This window comes from Micromonospora sp. NRRL B-16802 (genome assembly GCF_001279555.1).
GTDB lineage: Bacteria > Actinomycetota > Actinomycetes > Mycobacteriales > Micromonosporaceae > Micromonospora > Micromonospora profundi.
The window spans coordinates 206290-221896 of sequence record NZ_LGEB01000001.1; the positions used below are offsets into that span (position 1 = coordinate 206290).

The following is a 15607-nucleotide window of genomic DNA, read 5'->3' on the forward strand; positions in this document are numbered from 1 at the left end:
ACTTCGCGTCCACTGGATCATCGAAATGTTGCGGGACGTCGATACTGTGCAGGTCGTGGCCACCGGGACGCTCATCTTTCTCCTCATCGGCGCGGCAGGTGTCGGGGTGCTGGTGCTCGCCCTGCTCGGCACCGAACTGTTGCATTTCGGGCACGCCCACGTGGATGGACCGGCCTCGACCGAGGCGGTGGCGGGCTTCGCGGGCGCGTTCGGGTTCGGCGGGGCCATCGCCAACGAACTGCTCGGTGCGCGTACACCAGGAATGATCGCTGGCGCGGCGGCCGCCGGTCTGGTCGCCGCCGTGCCCACCGCGTGGTTGGCGTCCCGGCTGAGTCGAGCGGCGCGCAACATGCGCACCGACCCCACCCCCACCCGCAACGACCTGGTCGGCGCGCTCGGCCTGGTGGTGACCCCGGTGCCGGTCGACGGGTACGGCGAGGTCCGCGTACGCGTCGCCGGCCAGCCGGTCAAGCTCAACGCCCGCGCCGACCAGCCGATCCCGATCGGCGCCCAGGTCTTCGTCGTGCAGGCGCTCAGCGAGACCAGCGTGCACGTCGAGACCTACTGACTCCTCCTCGAAGACAGGATCCCTTCATGCCCTTGCTGATCGCCGTAGGCGGCGCCGTTCTTCTCGTGCTCGTCCTGGTGTTCTTCGTCCTCTCCCGGATCAAGGTGGCCGGGCCGAACGAAGCGTTCATCGTCACTGGCCGTAAGGGCCGCACCACCCAGACCGCCGACGGTGGCCGGTCCACCGACAACTCCGGGCAGAAGGTCGTGCTGGGTGCCTCGGTGTTCGTGCTGCCGGTGGTGCAGAAGCTCCAGTCGCTCGACCTGTCCAGCCGGCGGATCGACGTCGGCATCCGGGGCGCGGTGAGCAAGCAGGGCATCCGCGCCGACCTGAACGGCGTGGCGATCGTCAAGGTCGGCGGGACCGAGGACGCGATCCGGGCGGCGGCGCAGCGGTTCCTGCACCAGCAGGACGAGATCGACAACTTCACCCGGGAGGTGCTGGCCGGCGCGCTGCGGTCGATCGTCGGCCGGCTCACCGTCGAGGAGGTCATCCGGGACCGGGCGGCGTTCGCCAACGCGGTGGCCGAGGAAGCCGAGCACTCGATGACCAACCAGGGTCTGGTGCTGGACACCTTCCAGCTTCAGGACATCCTCGCCGAGGGCTCGTACCTCCAGGACCTGGGTCGGCCCGAGGCGGCCCGGGTGCTCAAGGACGCGGCGATCGCCGAGGCCCGGGCCCGGCAGCAGGCCGAGCAGGAGCGGCTGCTCGCCGAGGAGGCCATCGCCGAGGCGAACCGGAACCTGGCTCTGAAGCAGGCAGGCATCCAGGCGGAGATCGACGCGGCGAAGGCGAAGTCGGCCGCGGCCGGACCGCTGGCCCAGGCGGAACGGGACCAGGCGATCCTGTCCGAGCAGCAGAAGGTCGCCGAGCGCAACGCCGAACTCAAGCAGCGCCAACTGGACACCGAGGTGCGCAAGCCGGCCGACGCCGCCCGGTACAAGGTGGAGCAGGAGGCCGAGGCTTCCCGCGCTGCGGCGGTGCTGAGCGCGGACGCGCAGCGGCAGGCGGTCATCGCCGCCGCGCAGGCCTCCGCCGAGCAGGCCCGCCTCACCGGTGAGGGCGAGCGGGCCCGACGGGCCGCGCTGGCCGAGGCCAACGCGATCGAGGGCGCCAAGGAAGGTGAGGCCGAGCAGCGGCGGCGGTCCGCGATCGCCGAGGCGGTCGAGCGGGAGGGCACGGCCGAGGCCGCGGCGATCCTGGCCCGGGGCCAGGCCGAGGCCGACGCGATGGCCCGCAAGGCCGAGGCGTTCGCGGCGTACGGCGAGGCGGCGGTGCTGGACCTGCTTGTCAAGGTGCTGCCGCAGGTGGTCGAGGCGGCCAGCGCCCCGATCGGTGCTATCGACAAGATGACGGTCATCTCCACTGACGGCGCGTCCTCGCTGACGAAGTCGGTGGCCGGCAACGTGGCACAGGGGCTCCAGCTCGGCAGCGACCTGACCGGCATCGACCTGCCCGGCCTGCTGGCCCGGCTCGGCTCGGCGTCCGCCGCCGCCGGCAACGGCGCCTCGGCCGGCAAGGGCACCACGGCCGTGGACGGGACGGCCGTCGAGACCCGCTGACGACGTACGCCGACGGGCGCCGCTCCCGGTTCGGGGGTGGCGCCCGCCTGTGTACCTGAGAGATCTTGGAAGAAAACTACCCCCGGTGGGGCGCTTTCCCTCCAAGATCTTGCCGCGCGGTAGGGCGGAGAGAGCCGGCTAGTCGATCAGGCCTTCGGCGCGGGCCCAGCGCAGCAACTCCGCCTCGGCGGCGTCGCGGTCCAGCGGGCCGTGTTCCAGGCGCTGTTCCTTGAGGTGCTTCCAGGCCCGACCGACCACCGGCCCCGGCGGTACGCCGAGCAACTCCATGATCGCGTTGCCGTCGAGGTCGGGGCGGACCCGGGCCAGGTCCTCCTCGGCAGCGATCCGGCCGATCCGGTCCTCCAGCGCGTCGTAGTCGGCGGCGAGCTGGGCAGCCTTGCGGCGGTTGCGGGTGGTGCAGTCCGAGCGGGTCAGCTTGTGCAGCCGGGGCAGCAGGTCACCGGCGTCGGCTACGTAGCGGCGCACCGCCGAGTCGGTCCACTCGCCGCGCCCGTACCCGTAGAAGCGCAGGTGCAGCGCGACAAGCGCGGTCACCTTCGCGGTGATCTCCTTGGGGTAGCGCATCGCCTTCATCCGGGCCTTTGTCAGCCGGGCGCCCACCACCTCGTGATGGTGGAAGCTGACCCGGCCGTCGGACCCGACCGCCTTGGTCGCCGGCTTGCCCACGTCGTGCATGAGGGCGGCCATCCGCAGGATGAAGTCGCAGCCCTCCTCCTCGAACGAGACCGCGTTCTCGACGACCGTCAGCGTGTGCTCGTAGACGTCCTTGTGTTGGGCGTGCTCGTCGATCTCCAGCTTCAGACCGGTCAGCTCCGGCAGGAACCGCTCGGCGAGCCCGGTGTCGACAAGCAGCCGCAGGCCGGCGATCGGGTCGGCGCCGCAGAGCAGCTTGGTGAACTCGTCACGGATCCGCTCGGCGGTGATCCGGTCCAGGTCGGCGGCCATCTCGGTCATCGCCACGTACACGTCCGGGTGCACGGCGAAGCCCAGCTGGGCGGCGAACCGGGCTGCCCGCAGCATCCGCAGCGGATCGTCGCCGAACGACTCGCGCGGGGTGCTGGGAGTACGGATCACCTTGGCCGCGAGATCGCCCAGCCCACCGTGCGGGTCGGTGAACCGGTGCTCCGGCAGGCTGACAGCCATCGCGTTGATCGTGAAGTCCCGCCGCCGCAGATCCTCGTCGAGGCTCGTGCCGTAGACCACCACCGGGTTGCGGCTGACCTGGTCGTACGACTCGGCGCGGAAGGTGGTGATCTCCAGCCGGAGGCCGCCGCGTTGGGCACCGATGGTGCCGAACTCCCGGCCGGTCTCCCAGATCGACTCGGCCCAGCCCTTGATGATCCCCAACGTCTCGTCGGGGTGCGCGTCGGTGCAGAAGTCCAGGTCGTCGCCCAGCCGCCCGAGCAGGGCGTCCCGCACCGAACCGCCCACCAGGTGCAGCTCATGACCGGCGCGGACGAACCGGCGGCCCAACTCGTCGGCCACCGGGGAGACCCGCAGCAGTTCGGCGACGGCGTTGCGCTGCGCGGCGGTGAGTTCGCGGCGGTCAGCGGTGTGAGGAGCGGAGGCTTCGGACATGGGATCGCCAGACTATCGGGCCGGCGTGCGATCCGATCCGCCGGGCGCGGGTAATGGGCGGGGGTTGACTAAGGTCTGTGGCGTGCGGGTCGGTGCCCGGCTCGACGTACCCCTGGGAGGCTGGAGATGAGCGGCGGGCTCTACCGCAGCGCGAACGCCGCGCGCGACGGCGGGCCCGGAGCCGGTGGGCGCCCGCAAGACGGCGCCACCTTCATCTCCGCCGAGCCGCTGAACCAGCCGGCCATGGAGTCGACGGCGCCGCCGCAGGAGCAGGTGGCCGAGGCGAGCGCCGCGACAAACAGCGCGGTGATGGCCGTCGGCAGCCTGGTCAGCCGGGGTACGGGCTTCCTGCGCAACCTCGTCATCGCGGCGGCGCTCGGTGGCGCGCTGGTCGGCGACGCGTACACGACCGCGCAGATCCTGCCCGGGATGGTCTACGAGTTCCTGCTCGGCGGCGTGCTCACGAGCGTGCTGATTCCGGTGCTGGTCCGCCGCCGCAAGTCCGACGCCGACGGCGGCCAGGCGTACGCGCAGAGGCTGTTGACCCTCGCGGTGCTCGCCCTCGGCGTGGCCGCCGTGCTCGCTGTCGCGTTGGCTTCGCCGCTGACCTGGCTCTACGGCAGTGGCGAGTCGACAGGCGACTATTCGCAGCTGGTCACAGCGCTGGCCCGCCTCATGCTGCCGATGATCTTCTTCTCGGGGCTGAGCGCGCTGATCAGCGCGGTGCTCAATACCCGGGGGCACTTCGCCGCCCCGATGTGGGCGCCGATCCTCAACAACCTGGTGGTGATCGGCACCGCCGGCCTCTACATCGCCGTGTTCGGTGCGGAGATCGTCCGGCCGGGGGACATGACCACCGGGCGGGTGCTGCTGATCGGCGGCGGCACCCTGCTCGGCGTCGCCATCCAGGCGGCGGGCCTGCTGCCGGCGCTGCGCAAGGTCGGCTTCCGCTGGAAGCTGCGCTTCGACTTCCGCGCGCTCGGGCTGCGCGAGCTGGGCCGGCTCGGTGCGTGGATGATCTGCTACGTCGCGGTGAGCCAGGTCGGCCTGATCGTGCTGTTCAACCTGCTGAACCGGGCCGGCAAGGAGAACGCGGCCGGTCCGCTGATCTACAACAACGTCTTCCTCCTGCTGATGACCGCCCACGGCATCATCGCCGTCTCGATCATCACCGCGCTGATGCCCCGGATGAGCGCGGCCGCCGCCGACGGCAGGTACGCCGACCTCGCCGCCGACCTCTCCCGGGGCACCCGCACGGTCACCGCGGTGCTCGCTCCGATCGCGGTCTGCTACGCCGTTCTGGCCACGCCGATCGCGTTCACCCTGTTCCGGTTCGGCGCGTTCAACGAGGACAACGCCACCGCCACCTCGATCGTGCTGCTCGCCGCGGCGTTGGCGCTGGTCCCGTTCGCTGTGAGCCAGCTCTTCACCTTCGCGTTCTACGCGCTGCCCGACACCCGGACCCCGGCTCTGATCAACATTCCGGTCGTGGCGCTCCGGATCGGGGTGCAGATCGTGCTCTTCGTGGCCTTCTCGGCGAGCTTCGCCGGGGCCGGCATGATGATCGGTAACGCGATCTCCTATCTGGCTGCCGCTATCGGCTCCGCGTGGCTGCTCCGGCCGCGCGTCGGTCGGATCGGTCTCGGCGAGATCATGCGGACCGGCGGCCGGGTCGCGGTCGCGGCACTCGGTTCGGCACTTGTCGGTCTGCTGGTGGTCAAGCTGCTGCCCGGTGATGACACGCCGACGCGCCTGGAGGCGATCGTCCAGCTCGTGGTCGGCGGTGCGGTGATCGGCGGGACGTACCTCGGGCTGGCAATGGTGCTGCGGATCGGGGAGATCACCGAGGTGGTGGGCATGGTCCGCCGCCGCCTCGGTCGCTGATGGTCAGCCGGCGATCACAACAAGTTGGTAGACATACCGACGGTGACTGCGGATCACCAGCCTGGGGATGCACCTGTGGATAACTCCGCGATTCGCCGGCCAGCAACCAGATCGGCCTGTGGATAACCAACCGTACGGATGAGCGTGGCCGCCCGATCGGGGGGAACCCGATCCCCTGCGGGACGCGCCGACCGGGCCTGGCCCCACCGTCGATCGCTTGCGGTGAAGCCGTAGATTGGGTTAGTACATGTGCCAGCAACGTGGCTGACAACGGTCGTAACCGGACTACTTCTCCGACTCCCGGCACCCCGCTGGGTACGGCGGGAAGATGACATGTCGGAGAGACGGGCAACCCGGGTAAGGTCGCTCTCGACGGGTGCGGCGGCGCCGACGCTGGGCGTCGACACCGGTCGGCCGGTTCCTTCGACGGCAGAGCGGGAAGCCACATGCCCAGCAGTGCGGGTCCATCGATCGACACGATCACCGAGGGAGGACGGGTGACCCAGGTCGGCGAAGGTCAGGAGGCGGACGAGAGCGCTCCGCCGGTCATGACCTTCGGTGCTCCCACGGCCGGTGAGATCCTCGCCGAGCGGTACGAACTGGTCGAGCACATCAACAACGACAGCGCGGGTCGGCTGGTCTGGCGCGGGGTCGACGTCATCCTGCGCCGTCCCGTCGCGGTGGTGCTCCGCTACCCGGGTGGTGACTCCGCCACCGAGATGCTCCAGGCCGCCGTCGCGGCCAGCCGGGTCATCCACCCCAACCTTGTCGGCGTGTACGACGCCATCGACGAGGCCGACCGGGCGTACGTGGTCCGGGAGTGGGTCGACGGGCAATCGCTGCGTGACCTCGCCGCCGAGGGCCCTCTGGACCCGGCCCGCGCCACAGCCATCGGCAACGCCGTCGCCAGCGCGCTCGCCGCCGTGCACGCCACCGGGATGGTCCACGGAAACGTGCACCCCGGCACCGTCATGATCAGCGACGAGGGACGTGTGGTCCTGGCAGACGCGCGCACCGACGGCGACGACAGCCAGGAGAGCGACATCCGGGCGGTCGGCGGCGTCCTCTACTTCGCGCTGACCGGTCACTGGCCGCACTCCGAGGCACCGCTGCGCGGCGCTACCGCAGGCCATGGCCGGGCCGCCATCTCCGACGCCGTCCGGGACGCCGCCGGCACGATCGCGGCCCCCCGCCAGGTCCGGGCCGGAGTGCCCGCGTACCTGGACGACCTGACAATGGATCTGCTCGACGCCGAGATCGCCCCGCCGTCGTCCGATGTGCTCGCCGCCGAGCTGGCCCGCCTGGACGTACCCGAGGACGAGCACTACCTCGACACCAGCGGGCCGTTGCGGTTCGCCGCCGACACCGGGGAGGAGCCGTCCCCGCTGGCCGCGGCGGGTGGGCGCAAGGTCGCCATCGGCATCGCTGGCCTGCTGGCTGTCGCCCTGGTGGGTCTGCTCATCGGCATCAGTGCGCTCGGCGACAAGGACGAGGATCCGCAGAACACCGCCGGTGCCACGCCCTCCGCCAGCGCTCCGGCAGGTGACGCCACCCCGGCCGCCGCCACGGTCCGCAACCTGAAGGTGCAGGGCATCCGGATCGTCGACCCGGACAGCACCAAGCGGGACGAGCTCGGCGGCGCTGACAAGATCATCGACGGCGACAACGACAAGGGTTGGGAGACCGACCGCTACCCGAACGCCACGTACGGCAACCTGAAGACCGGCATGGGTGTCTGGCTGGATCTGGGCTCGCCGCACACTGTGAAGTCGGTGCAGGCCGTGCTCTCCGGTCGTGGTGCCACCGCGCAACTGCTCGCCGGCACCGCCGGCTACCCCTCCAGCTCCAACGGTGACAAGCAGATGGTGGCGAACTACAAGACCGAGATCGGTGTGTTGAAGGAGCACGACGGCACCACGATGACGTTCAACGGCTTCAACGCCGACGAGAAGTACCGCTACCTGCTGCTCTGGTTCACCGAGTTGCCGCCCAGCGGCGACGAGGACGGTTTCCGACTCGGGGTGCAGGAGATTACGGTCCAGGGTTCGTGAGCCGGGCGGCACGAGCCCGGCAGCGCCTCCGCCGGCGGTGGTGATGGACGGGCGCGACGCGGCGACGGACCTTGAGCTGCTGCGCGCCCATGTCGCCGGCGACCGGGACGCCTTCGCCGAACTCTTCCACAGGCACCGCGACCGGCTCTGGGCGGTGGCTCTGCGGACGATCGGTGACCGCGAGGAGGCCGCAGACGCCCTTCAGGACGCACTGCTGTCGGCCCACCGTGCCGCCGCGCGTTTCCGTGGCGACTCCGCCGTCACGACCTGGCTGCACCGGATCGTCGTGAACGCGTGCCTGGATCGGATCCGCCGCAGACAGGCGCACCTCACAGTGCCTCTGCCCGACGGCATCAGGTCCGTGGACGGGTCGGGCATCGGCGGCGTCGAACCGGCCGCACCGGCACACGACCACGACACCGCGCTTGTCGTCCGTGAGGCGCTCGCCGCGCTGCCCGTCGAGCAGCGGGCCGCTCTGGTGCTCGTCGACGTGCAGGGCTACCCCGTGGCGGAGGTCGCCCGCATCCTCGGTGTCGCGGAGGGGACTGTGAAGAGCCGGTGCGCTCGCGGTCGGGCGCGCCTGGCGGTGCTGCTCGGGCATCTCCGACCGGCGGCGTCGACGGTCCCCCGGACTTCGGCCGACCTGAACACGGACGTGCCCGGCGTCACGGCGGGGAACCCACGCCCGTCCGAGGGCGTCGGATCGGGGTCGGGCCGGTACCGGCGGGACGCCAACCAGGAGGACTCGTGACGACCGAGGGGTTCAGGGAGGTCGACAACGACCTGCTCGCCGACTACCTCGGCGGGGCGTTGGACGGCACTCCGCAGGAGGCGGAGGTCGCCCGCCTGGTGGCCGCCGACCCGGCCTGGGCGCAGGCGTACGCGCTGCTGGCGCCCGCGATCACACAGGTCCACGCGGACCTGGCGCGGTGGGCCGAGCCAGCCCCGGAGATGCCGCCAGCCGTCGCCGACCGACTCACCGAGGCGCTGGCGGCGGCAGGTCCCCTGCCGGACGACAGCGAGCACTCCACGAGCACGCCGGAGCCCGCTGCCGGCTCCGCGACGCCGGTGCTTCTGCCTGCGCAGGGCGGTCGCCGGCCCGCCGGCTCCGCGCCGGCCGAGCCGGGGCGAAGCACTCCCACCGGTCCGGGGCGTCGACAGCGACGGCAGCGACGGTGGGTCCGAGGTGCCGCTCCGGTGGCCGTCGCGGCAGTCGCCGTCGTCGCGGTCGGACTGGGGCTCACCCAACTGACGGGGAACGGCGCTGACACCGCCGACACCAGCGCCATGGACCGCCCGGCCAGCGCGCCCGAAGCAGCGGCGGGGGCCGGGGCGGCGCGCACCACCGGGCCGCCGCTGCGCAGCGGCACCGACTACACCCCGCAGACCCTCGGGCAGTCCACGGGCAGCGCCGTGACCGCCCGTCCGTTCAAGGAGCCCAGCGGAGGTCCCGGCGAGCAGCCCGGTGTGGACGCCGAGGGGGGCCGCCGGCCCGCTCCGGACGGCACGGACCAGTTGACCCGGCTCACCGACGAGGCCGCGCTGACGGCCTGCCTGGCGGACGTGGCGGCCGAGCACGGGTCCGCGCCGCTGGTGGTCGACGTGCTCGACTACGCCAGGTTCCAGGGCGAGCAGGCACTGGTCATCCGGTTCACCGACGCGGCCGGTGCCCGCTGGGCCTGGGTGAGCGGCCCGGAGTGCGGCGTCCCCGGGTCCGGCTCGGACGGCAGGTATTCAGCGCGGGTAGGGTGAATCCGCGGTCATCGGTGCGATAACCGTCCACGTGACCTGACCCACCGGATGCCCGGCTCGGGAATCCCCACTTCGTACGATGACGTTCTGGAAGTCAGTTGCCGGCACGCACCACCCGCCGGCACTTGGATCAGCATCGGTGCGCGCGCCGACGCCGAACACACACAACTCGGGAGACGGCAGTGGACGAGGTCCGCAACCTGATCATCATCGGCTCCGGCCCGGCCGGTTACACGGCGGCGGTCTACGCGGCCCGCGCCAACCTGAAGCCGCTGATCATCGAGGGCGTGCAGTCCGGCGGCGCGCTGATGACCACCACCGAGGTGGAGAACTTCCCCGGGTTCGCCGACGGCATCCTCGGCCCCGAGCTGATGGACAACATGCGTAAGCAGGCCGAGCGCTTCGGCGCCGAGTTCCTCACCGACGACGTGACGCGCGTCGAGCTGGTGGACACCGGCGACGCCGGCGCCGGCGCGGTGAGCACCGTCTGGGTCGGCGAGACCGCCTACCAGGCCCGCGCGGTAATCCTCTCCACCGGCTCGGCCTGGCGTCCGCTGGGCGTGCCGGGCGAGCAGGAATACCTGGGCCACGGCGTCTCCTCGTGTGCCACCTGTGACGGGTTCTTCTTCCGCAACCAGCACATCGTTGTCGTCGGCGGTGGTGACTCGGCGATGGAGGAGGCAAGCTTCCTCACCCGCTTCGCCGACTCGGTCACGATCATCCACCGGCGAGACTCGTTCCGGGCCAGCAAGATCATGGCGGACCGGGCGCTGGGCAACGAGAAGATCAAGGTCGAGTGGAACAGCACCGTCGAGGAGATCCTGGGCGCCGACGGCAAGGTCACCGGCGTACGGGTCCGCAACGTGCACACCGGCGAGTCCAAGGTGCTGGACGTCACCGGCGTCTTCGTGGCCATCGGCCACGACCCCCGCAGTGAGCTCTTCCGGGGCCAGGTCGAGATGGACGACGAGGGGTACGTGAAGGTCCAGGCGCCAAGCACCCGGACGAGCGTGCCCGGCGTCTTCGCCGCAGGCGACCTGGTCGACCACACCTACCGTCAGGCGATCACCGCGGCCGGCACCGGCTGTGCCGCCGCGCTTGACGCCGAGCGGTTCATCGCGACGCTCAGCTGAAACAGGAAATACATCCCGGAGGAGGGCATAGTGGGAAATACCAAGGCGGTCACCGACAAGAGCTTCGTCGCTGACGTGTTGCAGGCAGACAAGCCGGTTCTGGTGGACTTCTGGGCCGAGTGGTGCGGTCCGTGCCGCAAGGTGTCGCCGCTGCTCGAGGAAATCGCCGGCGAGATGGGCGACCGGGTCAGCATCGTCAAGCTCAACATCGACGAGAACCCGGAGACGGCACGCGCCTACCGGGTCATGTCGGTGCCGACGCTCACCGTCTTCAAGAACGGTCAGCCCGTCCAGTCGATCGCTGGCGCCAAGCCGAAGGGCGAGTTGGTTCGGCTCATCGAGTCGGCCCTCTGACCAGCAGAAAAGCCACCGAACCCCGTACCCGATCGTTGGGTACGGGGTTCGCTGTCTTCGCGGCCCGCGTTTTTCCGGCCCTAGCCACCTGGCCGCCCCGGAACGCATAACCTCAAGCCTGGGCCGCCCGGCCAGCCAGCTTCCTGCAGAGGGGGTCGAGCGTGCGTCCGATCCGACCCGGTGACCGGGGACCAGCGGTCACGGAGATCCGTACCATCCTGCATGGTCTCGACCTGCTCGCCGCCGGTCCGCAGACCGACGAGTTCGACGTCGACGCCGAACGCGCGGTGCGGGCGTTCCAGCAGTCCCGTGGGCTCAGCGTGGACGGCCGCGTCGGCACGGAGACCTGGGGCGCCCTGGAGGCCGCACGGTGGCGGCTCGGCGCCCGCACCCTCTACCACGCGGTGCCCGACCCGCTCACCGGCGAGGACGTCCGCTCGCTCCAGGAACGACTACTGGAGATGGGGTACGACGTCGGCCGCGCCGACGCCATCTACGGCATCCGGACCTCCCGCGCCGTGGCGCAGTTCCAGCGGGAGGTCGGGCTCACCCCCGACGGCTCCTGCGGCCCGCACACGATGGACGCCCTGCGCCGGATCGGCCGCAAGGTCGTCGGTGGGCGCCCGCAGTGGCTCCGCGAGTCCGACGCGATCCGCCAGTCCGGGCCGGCGCTCGTCGGCAAGACGGTGGTCATCGACCCCGGGCACGGAGGCACCGACCCAGGCATGGTGGTGCCGGACGGCCCGCTGCGCTGGACGGAGGCGGATCTGGTCCACGACCTGGCGAGCCGGCTGGAGGGACGGCTCGCCGCCTCCGGTGTACGGGTGCAGCTCACCCGAGGTCCCGCGCCGGACAAGTGCCTGCCGGACACCGAGCGGGCGATGCTCGCCAACTCGCTCGGCGCCGATGTGTTCGTGTCGCTGCACCTGGACGGGCACGCCAACCCGGAGGCGGAAGGGGTGGCGACCTACCACTACGGCACCGACAACGGGGTCACCTCGTCGACAGGCGAGCGGCTGGCCGGGCTGGTGCAGCGGGAGATCGTCGCCCGGACCGGGCTGCGGGACTGCCGCACCCACGCCAAGACGTGGGACCTGCTGCGGCTCACGCGCATGCCGGCGGTACGGGTGGAGGTCGGCTACCTCACCTCGCCAACCGACCGAGCCCGGCTCATCGACCCCCGTTTCCGGGACCGGGTGGTCGAGGCGATCGTGGCCGCGGTGCAGCGCATGTACTTCCCGATCGAACGGGACGTACCGACCGGCTCGATCGACGTCAGCGAACTGCGGGCGGTGGTCACCGCCGGCACCGTCGTCGACTGACCCTCCCGCCCGTGGGTCGACTGACCCCGCCCGTGGCGAACGGCCGCCGCCCGACCGTCAGTTGCTGCTGGTGGACCGGGTGGCCGGTGCCGGTCGAACCGGACGCAGCAGGGTTTCCGGGCTCATCGAGCCGAGGAGCTTCTCCAGCGCGTACTCGACGTCGGACTTCCAGCTCAGCGCGGTGCGCAGCTCAAGCCGCAGGCGGGGGAAGCGGGGATGCGGACGTACGGTCTTGAAACCGACCGACAGGAAAAAATCGGCCGGCGCGACGCAGCCACCGGCCGGGTCGTCCGCGTCACCGAACTTGGCATCGCCGAACGCCTCGATCGCCTTGATCCCCCGCTTGGTCAGATCCCGCGCGACACCCTGCACCAGCATCCGGCCCAACCCGCCGCCGGAGAACGAGGCGACCACGTTGGCGGTCATCAGCAGCGCCGCGTCGGCCGAGACCGGAGAGGTCGGAAAGGCCATCGAGCGGGGCACGTAGGCGGGCGGCGCGTACATCACGAAACCCGCCGGCATGCCGTCGACGTACGCGAGCTTGCCGCAGGAACCCCACTCCAGCAACGTCTGGGAGACCCACGCCTCCTTCTCCAGACCGGGGTCACCGGCGGCGCAGGCCCGGTCGGCGGAGACCGGATCCAGCTCCCAGTAGACGCACTGCCGGCAGGGACGAGGAAGATCTTCCAGCGTGTCGAGGGTCAGGCTGACCAGACGTCGCGACATATGGCGCATCCCCACAATAGGCTCGGTGGTGAGACCGGCACGGAACGACAGCGCCGCCTTCCTGCCCCCGACGAGCGATCGTACGCCGCTGATCGACCGTACGGGAGGGGACGCGCAGATACCCACCGCCCCGGGGGGACGGCGGCGGGCGTCCGGGATGTGGTCGGTCCGTCACTGCAGGCCGACATGCAGGCTCAGGCGGGCTACGATCGACAATCGGTGCCTCCAGCCCTCATGGTCACGAGTGGGCGGGGTACCCGGGGCGGGAGCCACCGAGCAGCGATCGAGGTGAGGTCATGACCGGCACGACGCTCGACGACTACACCGACCGGTACGCCCGGCGTGTACGCGGCATGACCGCCTCGGAGATCCGAGCACTCTTCGCGGTGGCCAGTCGGCCGGAGGTCGTCTCACTCGCCGGTGGCGCTCCCTACATCGCCGCGCTGCCACTCGACGCCGTGGGCGAGATGCTGGGCCGGCTGGGCTCCGAGCATGGTGTGACCACCCTCCAGTACGGCATCGGCCAGGGCACCCTCGAACTGCGCGAGCGGATCTGCGAAGTGATGTCCCTCTCCGGGATCGACGCCGCGTGTGGCGCCTCACCCGAGGACGTGGTCGTCACTGTGGGCGGGCAGCAGGCTCTCGACCTGGTGGCCCGACTCTTCCTCGACCCCGGTGACGTGGTGCTCGCCGAAGGTCCCACGTACGTTGGCGCGCTCGGGGTCTTTCAGGCCGCGCAGGCGCAGGTGGCGCACGTGCCGATGGACGCCGACGGGCTGATCCCCGAGGCCCTGGAGACAGCCATCGCCGACCTGGCCCGCGCCGGCAGGCGTGTGAAGTTCCTCTACACCATCCCCACCTACCAGAACCCGACTGGCGTGACGCTCAGCGAGGAGCGCCGGGAACGCGTCCTCGACATCTGCGAACGGGCCGGCCTGCTCGTCGTCGAGGACGACCCGTACGGCCAACTGGGTTTCGAGGGTGAGGCGCCCGCGCCTCTGCGTGCCCGCCGCCGCGACGGCGTCTTCTACCTCAGCACGTTCTCCAAGACCTTCGCCCCCGGGCTGCGGGTCGGCTGGATCCTGGCGCCCCACGCGGTCCGCGACAAGCTGGTCATCGCCAGTGAGGCGCAGATCCTCTGCCCCAGCGGCTACGCCCAGGCCGCCGTCGCCACCTACCTGAGCACGATGCCGTGGCGGGAGCAGCTGAAGGTCTACCGCGAGGTCTACCGGGAGCGCCGGGACGCCCTGCTGGACGCGCTGGCCGACCTGATGCCCGAGGGCACGAGCTGGACGACGCCGGCCGGCGGCCTCTTCGTCTGGACCAGCCTGCCCGACGGGCTCGACTCGAAGGCCATGATGCCGCGCGCTATCGCCGCGCGGGTCGCCTACGTGCCCGGCACCGGCTTCTACGCCGACGGGACGGGCACCGACGCCATGCGGCTCAACTTCAGCTTCCCGCCGCCGGAGCGCATCCGTGAGGGCGTCCGCCGGCTCGCCGGCGTCATGGAGCAGGAGATCGCGACGCGTCGCGTCTTCGGCGCGGTCAGCGGCACCGGAGGCCGTCGTGGCCGGCCCGGCTCCGACGTGCCGGGGCCCGACTTGGCATGATGCCGCAATGGGTACGACCGCTGTCGAGCGCCTCGCCGTGACCAACTCCGCTGTCGCGGCCGACCTGCGGGTGCTCGTACTCGCCGGCGGCCTCTCCTACGAACGTGACGTTTCGCTGCGCTCCGGTCGCCGGGTGATCGACGCCCTGCGTGCCGTCGGGGTCGAGGCAGAGCTGCGGGACGCCGACGTGGCGCTCCTGCCCGCCCTCGCCGCCGACCCACCGGACGCCGTCGTGATCGCTCTGCACGGGGCGAGTGGCGAAGACGGCTCCCTGCGGGGAGTCCTCGACCTGTGCGGCATCCCGTACGTCGGCTGCGACGCCCGCGCCTCGCGGCTCGCCTGGGACAAGCCGTCCGCCAAAGCAGTGCTCCGCGAAGCGGGCATCCCCACCCCGGACTGGGTGGCACTGCCACACGACCGCTTCTCCGAACTGGGTGCGGTCGCCGTCCTGGACCGCATCGTCGACCGGTTGGGTCTGCCCCTGATGGTCAAGCCGGCGCAGGGCGGGTCGGGTCTGGGCGCCGCTGTGGTCCGGGACGCCGCGTCACTCCCGGCCGCGATGGTCGGTTGCTTCGCGTACCACTCGACGGCGCTCGTCGAGCGGTACGTGGCCGGCAAGGACGTGGCGGTCTCCGTTGTCGATCTGGGTGACGGGCCGCAGGCGCTGCCGCCGGTCGAGATCGTGCCGCGTAACGGTGTCTACGACTACGCCGCTCGTTACACCGCCGGCCGGACCACCTGGCACGCCCCGGCCCGGCTGGAGCCGGAGGTGGCCGCCGCAGTGGCCGACGTGGCCCTCGCCGCGCACACCGCGCTCGGCCTCCGGGACCTGTCCCGGGTCGACGTGATCGTGGACGCCGCCGGTCAGCCACACGTGCTGGAGGTCAACGTCTCGCCCGGCATGACCGAGACGTCACTGCTGCCGCTCGCCGTCCAGGCCGCCGGTCTGGACTTCGGTCGGCTCCTCGGCTCGCTTGTCAGCCGCACCGCTGCCCAGCGCGCATCCTGACCCGTTACACGGCACGTGGCGGACCCGGGCCGGGGTG

Annotated in this window: 13 protein-coding genes; 11 read left to right on the forward strand and 2 right to left on the reverse strand. The window is 71.2% G+C overall.

Translation table 11 applies throughout. The annotated features are described in order from the left end of the window. Window positions 1-25: 25 nt before the first annotated feature. Window positions 26-568: a hypothetical protein gene (locus ADK66_RS01000; protein ID WP_053651657.1), complete on the forward strand. Its 543-nt coding sequence runs from the start codon at window positions 26-28 to the stop codon at window positions 566-568. Between the two features lie 26 nt (window positions 569-594). Then, window positions 595-2130, forward strand: coding sequence for a flotillin family protein (locus ADK66_RS01005; RefSeq protein WP_053651659.1), 1536 nt, complete (start codon window positions 595-597; stop codon window positions 2128-2130). A 138-nt stretch (window positions 2131-2268) separates the two neighbouring features. On the opposite strand, the gene ADK66_RS01010 is transcribed toward ADK66_RS01005, so the two are convergent. Further along, entirely contained in the window at window positions 2269-3729 is a 1461-nt protein-coding gene (locus tag ADK66_RS01010; RefSeq protein WP_053651662.1) for a CCA tRNA nucleotidyltransferase, read from the reverse strand. Between the two features lie 126 nt (window positions 3730-3855). On the opposite strand from ADK66_RS01010, the gene murJ reads away from it, so the two are divergent. The 7 genes from murJ (at window position 3856) to ADK66_RS01045 (ending at window position 12225) form a co-directional block, all read left to right on the forward strand. Further along, window positions 3856-5613 carry a murein biosynthesis integral membrane protein MurJ gene (gene murJ, locus ADK66_RS01015; protein ID WP_053651664.1) on the forward strand — a complete coding sequence of 586 codons (1758 nt, stop codon included), beginning with the start codon at window positions 3856-3858 and terminating at the stop codon, window positions 5611-5613. A gap of 446 nt (window positions 5614-6059) precedes the next feature. Next, window positions 6060-7664 (forward strand): protein kinase family protein, encoded by a 1605-nt coding sequence (locus ADK66_RS01020; RefSeq protein WP_053651666.1) that lies wholly within the window; start codon window positions 6060-6062, stop codon window positions 7662-7664. Window positions 7665-7707: 43 nt separating this feature from the next. After that, window positions 7708-8415 (forward strand): RNA polymerase sigma factor SigM, encoded by a 708-nt coding sequence (gene sigM, locus ADK66_RS01025; RefSeq protein ID WP_053652328.1) that lies wholly within the window; start codon window positions 7708-7710, stop codon window positions 8413-8415. After that, the gene (locus ADK66_RS01030; protein ID WP_053651668.1) at window positions 8412-9416 is read left to right on the forward strand and encodes a hypothetical protein; all 1005 of its coding nucleotides are present in this window, start codon (window positions 8412-8414) and stop codon (window positions 9414-9416) included. The genes sigM and ADK66_RS01030 overlap by 4 nt, the downstream gene beginning before the upstream one ends. A 182-nt stretch (window positions 9417-9598) precedes the next feature. Then, window positions 9599-10549: a thioredoxin-disulfide reductase gene (gene trxB, locus ADK66_RS01035; RefSeq protein ID WP_053651670.1), complete on the forward strand. Its 951-nt coding sequence runs from the start codon at window positions 9599-9601 to the stop codon at window positions 10547-10549. Between the two features lie 30 nt (window positions 10550-10579). Then, entirely contained in the window at window positions 10580-10903 is a 324-nt protein-coding gene (gene trxA / locus ADK66_RS01040; RefSeq protein ID WP_053651673.1) for a thioredoxin, read from the forward strand. Window positions 10904-11064: 161 nt separating this feature from the next. After that, a complete protein-coding gene (locus ADK66_RS01045; RefSeq protein ID WP_053651675.1) occupies window positions 11065-12225 on the forward strand; it encodes an N-acetylmuramoyl-L-alanine amidase in 1161 nt (386 codons plus the stop codon). Between the two features lie 57 nt (window positions 12226-12282). On the opposite strand, the gene ADK66_RS01050 is transcribed toward ADK66_RS01045, so the two are convergent. After that, on the reverse strand, window positions 12283-12951 hold the full coding sequence (locus tag ADK66_RS01050) for a hypothetical protein (protein WP_053651677.1): 669 nt from the start codon (window positions 12949-12951) through the stop codon (window positions 12283-12285). Between the two features lie 296 nt (window positions 12952-13247). On the opposite strand from ADK66_RS01050, the gene ADK66_RS01055 reads away from it, so the two are divergent. Together ADK66_RS01055 and ADK66_RS01060 are read left to right on the forward strand one after the other, a co-directional pair. Further along, a complete protein-coding gene (locus tag ADK66_RS01055; RefSeq protein ID WP_053651679.1) occupies window positions 13248-14561 on the forward strand; it encodes a PLP-dependent aminotransferase family protein in 1314 nt (437 codons plus the stop codon). Between the two features lie 7 nt (window positions 14562-14568). Further along, the gene (locus ADK66_RS01060) at window positions 14569-15570 is read left to right on the forward strand and encodes a D-alanine--D-alanine ligase (protein ID WP_053651681.1); all 1002 of its coding nucleotides are present in this window, start codon (window positions 14569-14571) and stop codon (window positions 15568-15570) included. Window positions 15571-15607 lie beyond the last annotated feature (37 nt).

Bases quoted from the DNA above. Each gene is read 5' to 3' on its own strand.
- ADK66_RS01055 (WP_053651679.1), top strand. From the start codon at position 13,248: ATGACCGGCACGACGCTCGACGACTACACCGACCGGTACGCCCGGCGT.
- ADK66_RS01020 (WP_053651666.1), top strand. From the start codon at position 6,060: ATGCCCAGCAGTGCGGGTCCATCGATCGACACGATCACCGAGGGAGGA.
- sigM (WP_053652328.1), top strand. From the start codon at position 7,708: ATGGACGGGCGCGACGCGGCGACGGACCTTGAGCTGCTGCGCGCCCAT.
- ADK66_RS01060 (WP_053651681.1), top strand. From the start codon at position 14,569: ATGGGTACGACCGCTGTCGAGCGCCTCGCCGTGACCAACTCCGCTGTC.
- ADK66_RS01005 (WP_053651659.1), top strand. From the start codon at position 595: ATGCCCTTGCTGATCGCCGTAGGCGGCGCCGTTCTTCTCGTGCTCGTC.
- ADK66_RS01000 (WP_053651657.1), top strand. From the start codon at position 26: ATGTTGCGGGACGTCGATACTGTGCAGGTCGTGGCCACCGGGACGCTC.
- ADK66_RS01050 (WP_053651677.1), bottom strand. From the start codon at position 12,951: ATGTCGCGACGTCTGGTCAGCCTGACCCTCGACACGCTGGAAGATCTT.
- murJ (WP_053651664.1), top strand. From the start codon at position 3,856: ATGAGCGGCGGGCTCTACCGCAGCGCGAACGCCGCGCGCGACGGCGGG.
- ADK66_RS01010 (WP_053651662.1), bottom strand. From the start codon at position 3,729: ATGTCCGAAGCCTCCGCTCCTCACACCGCTGACCGCCGCGAACTCACC.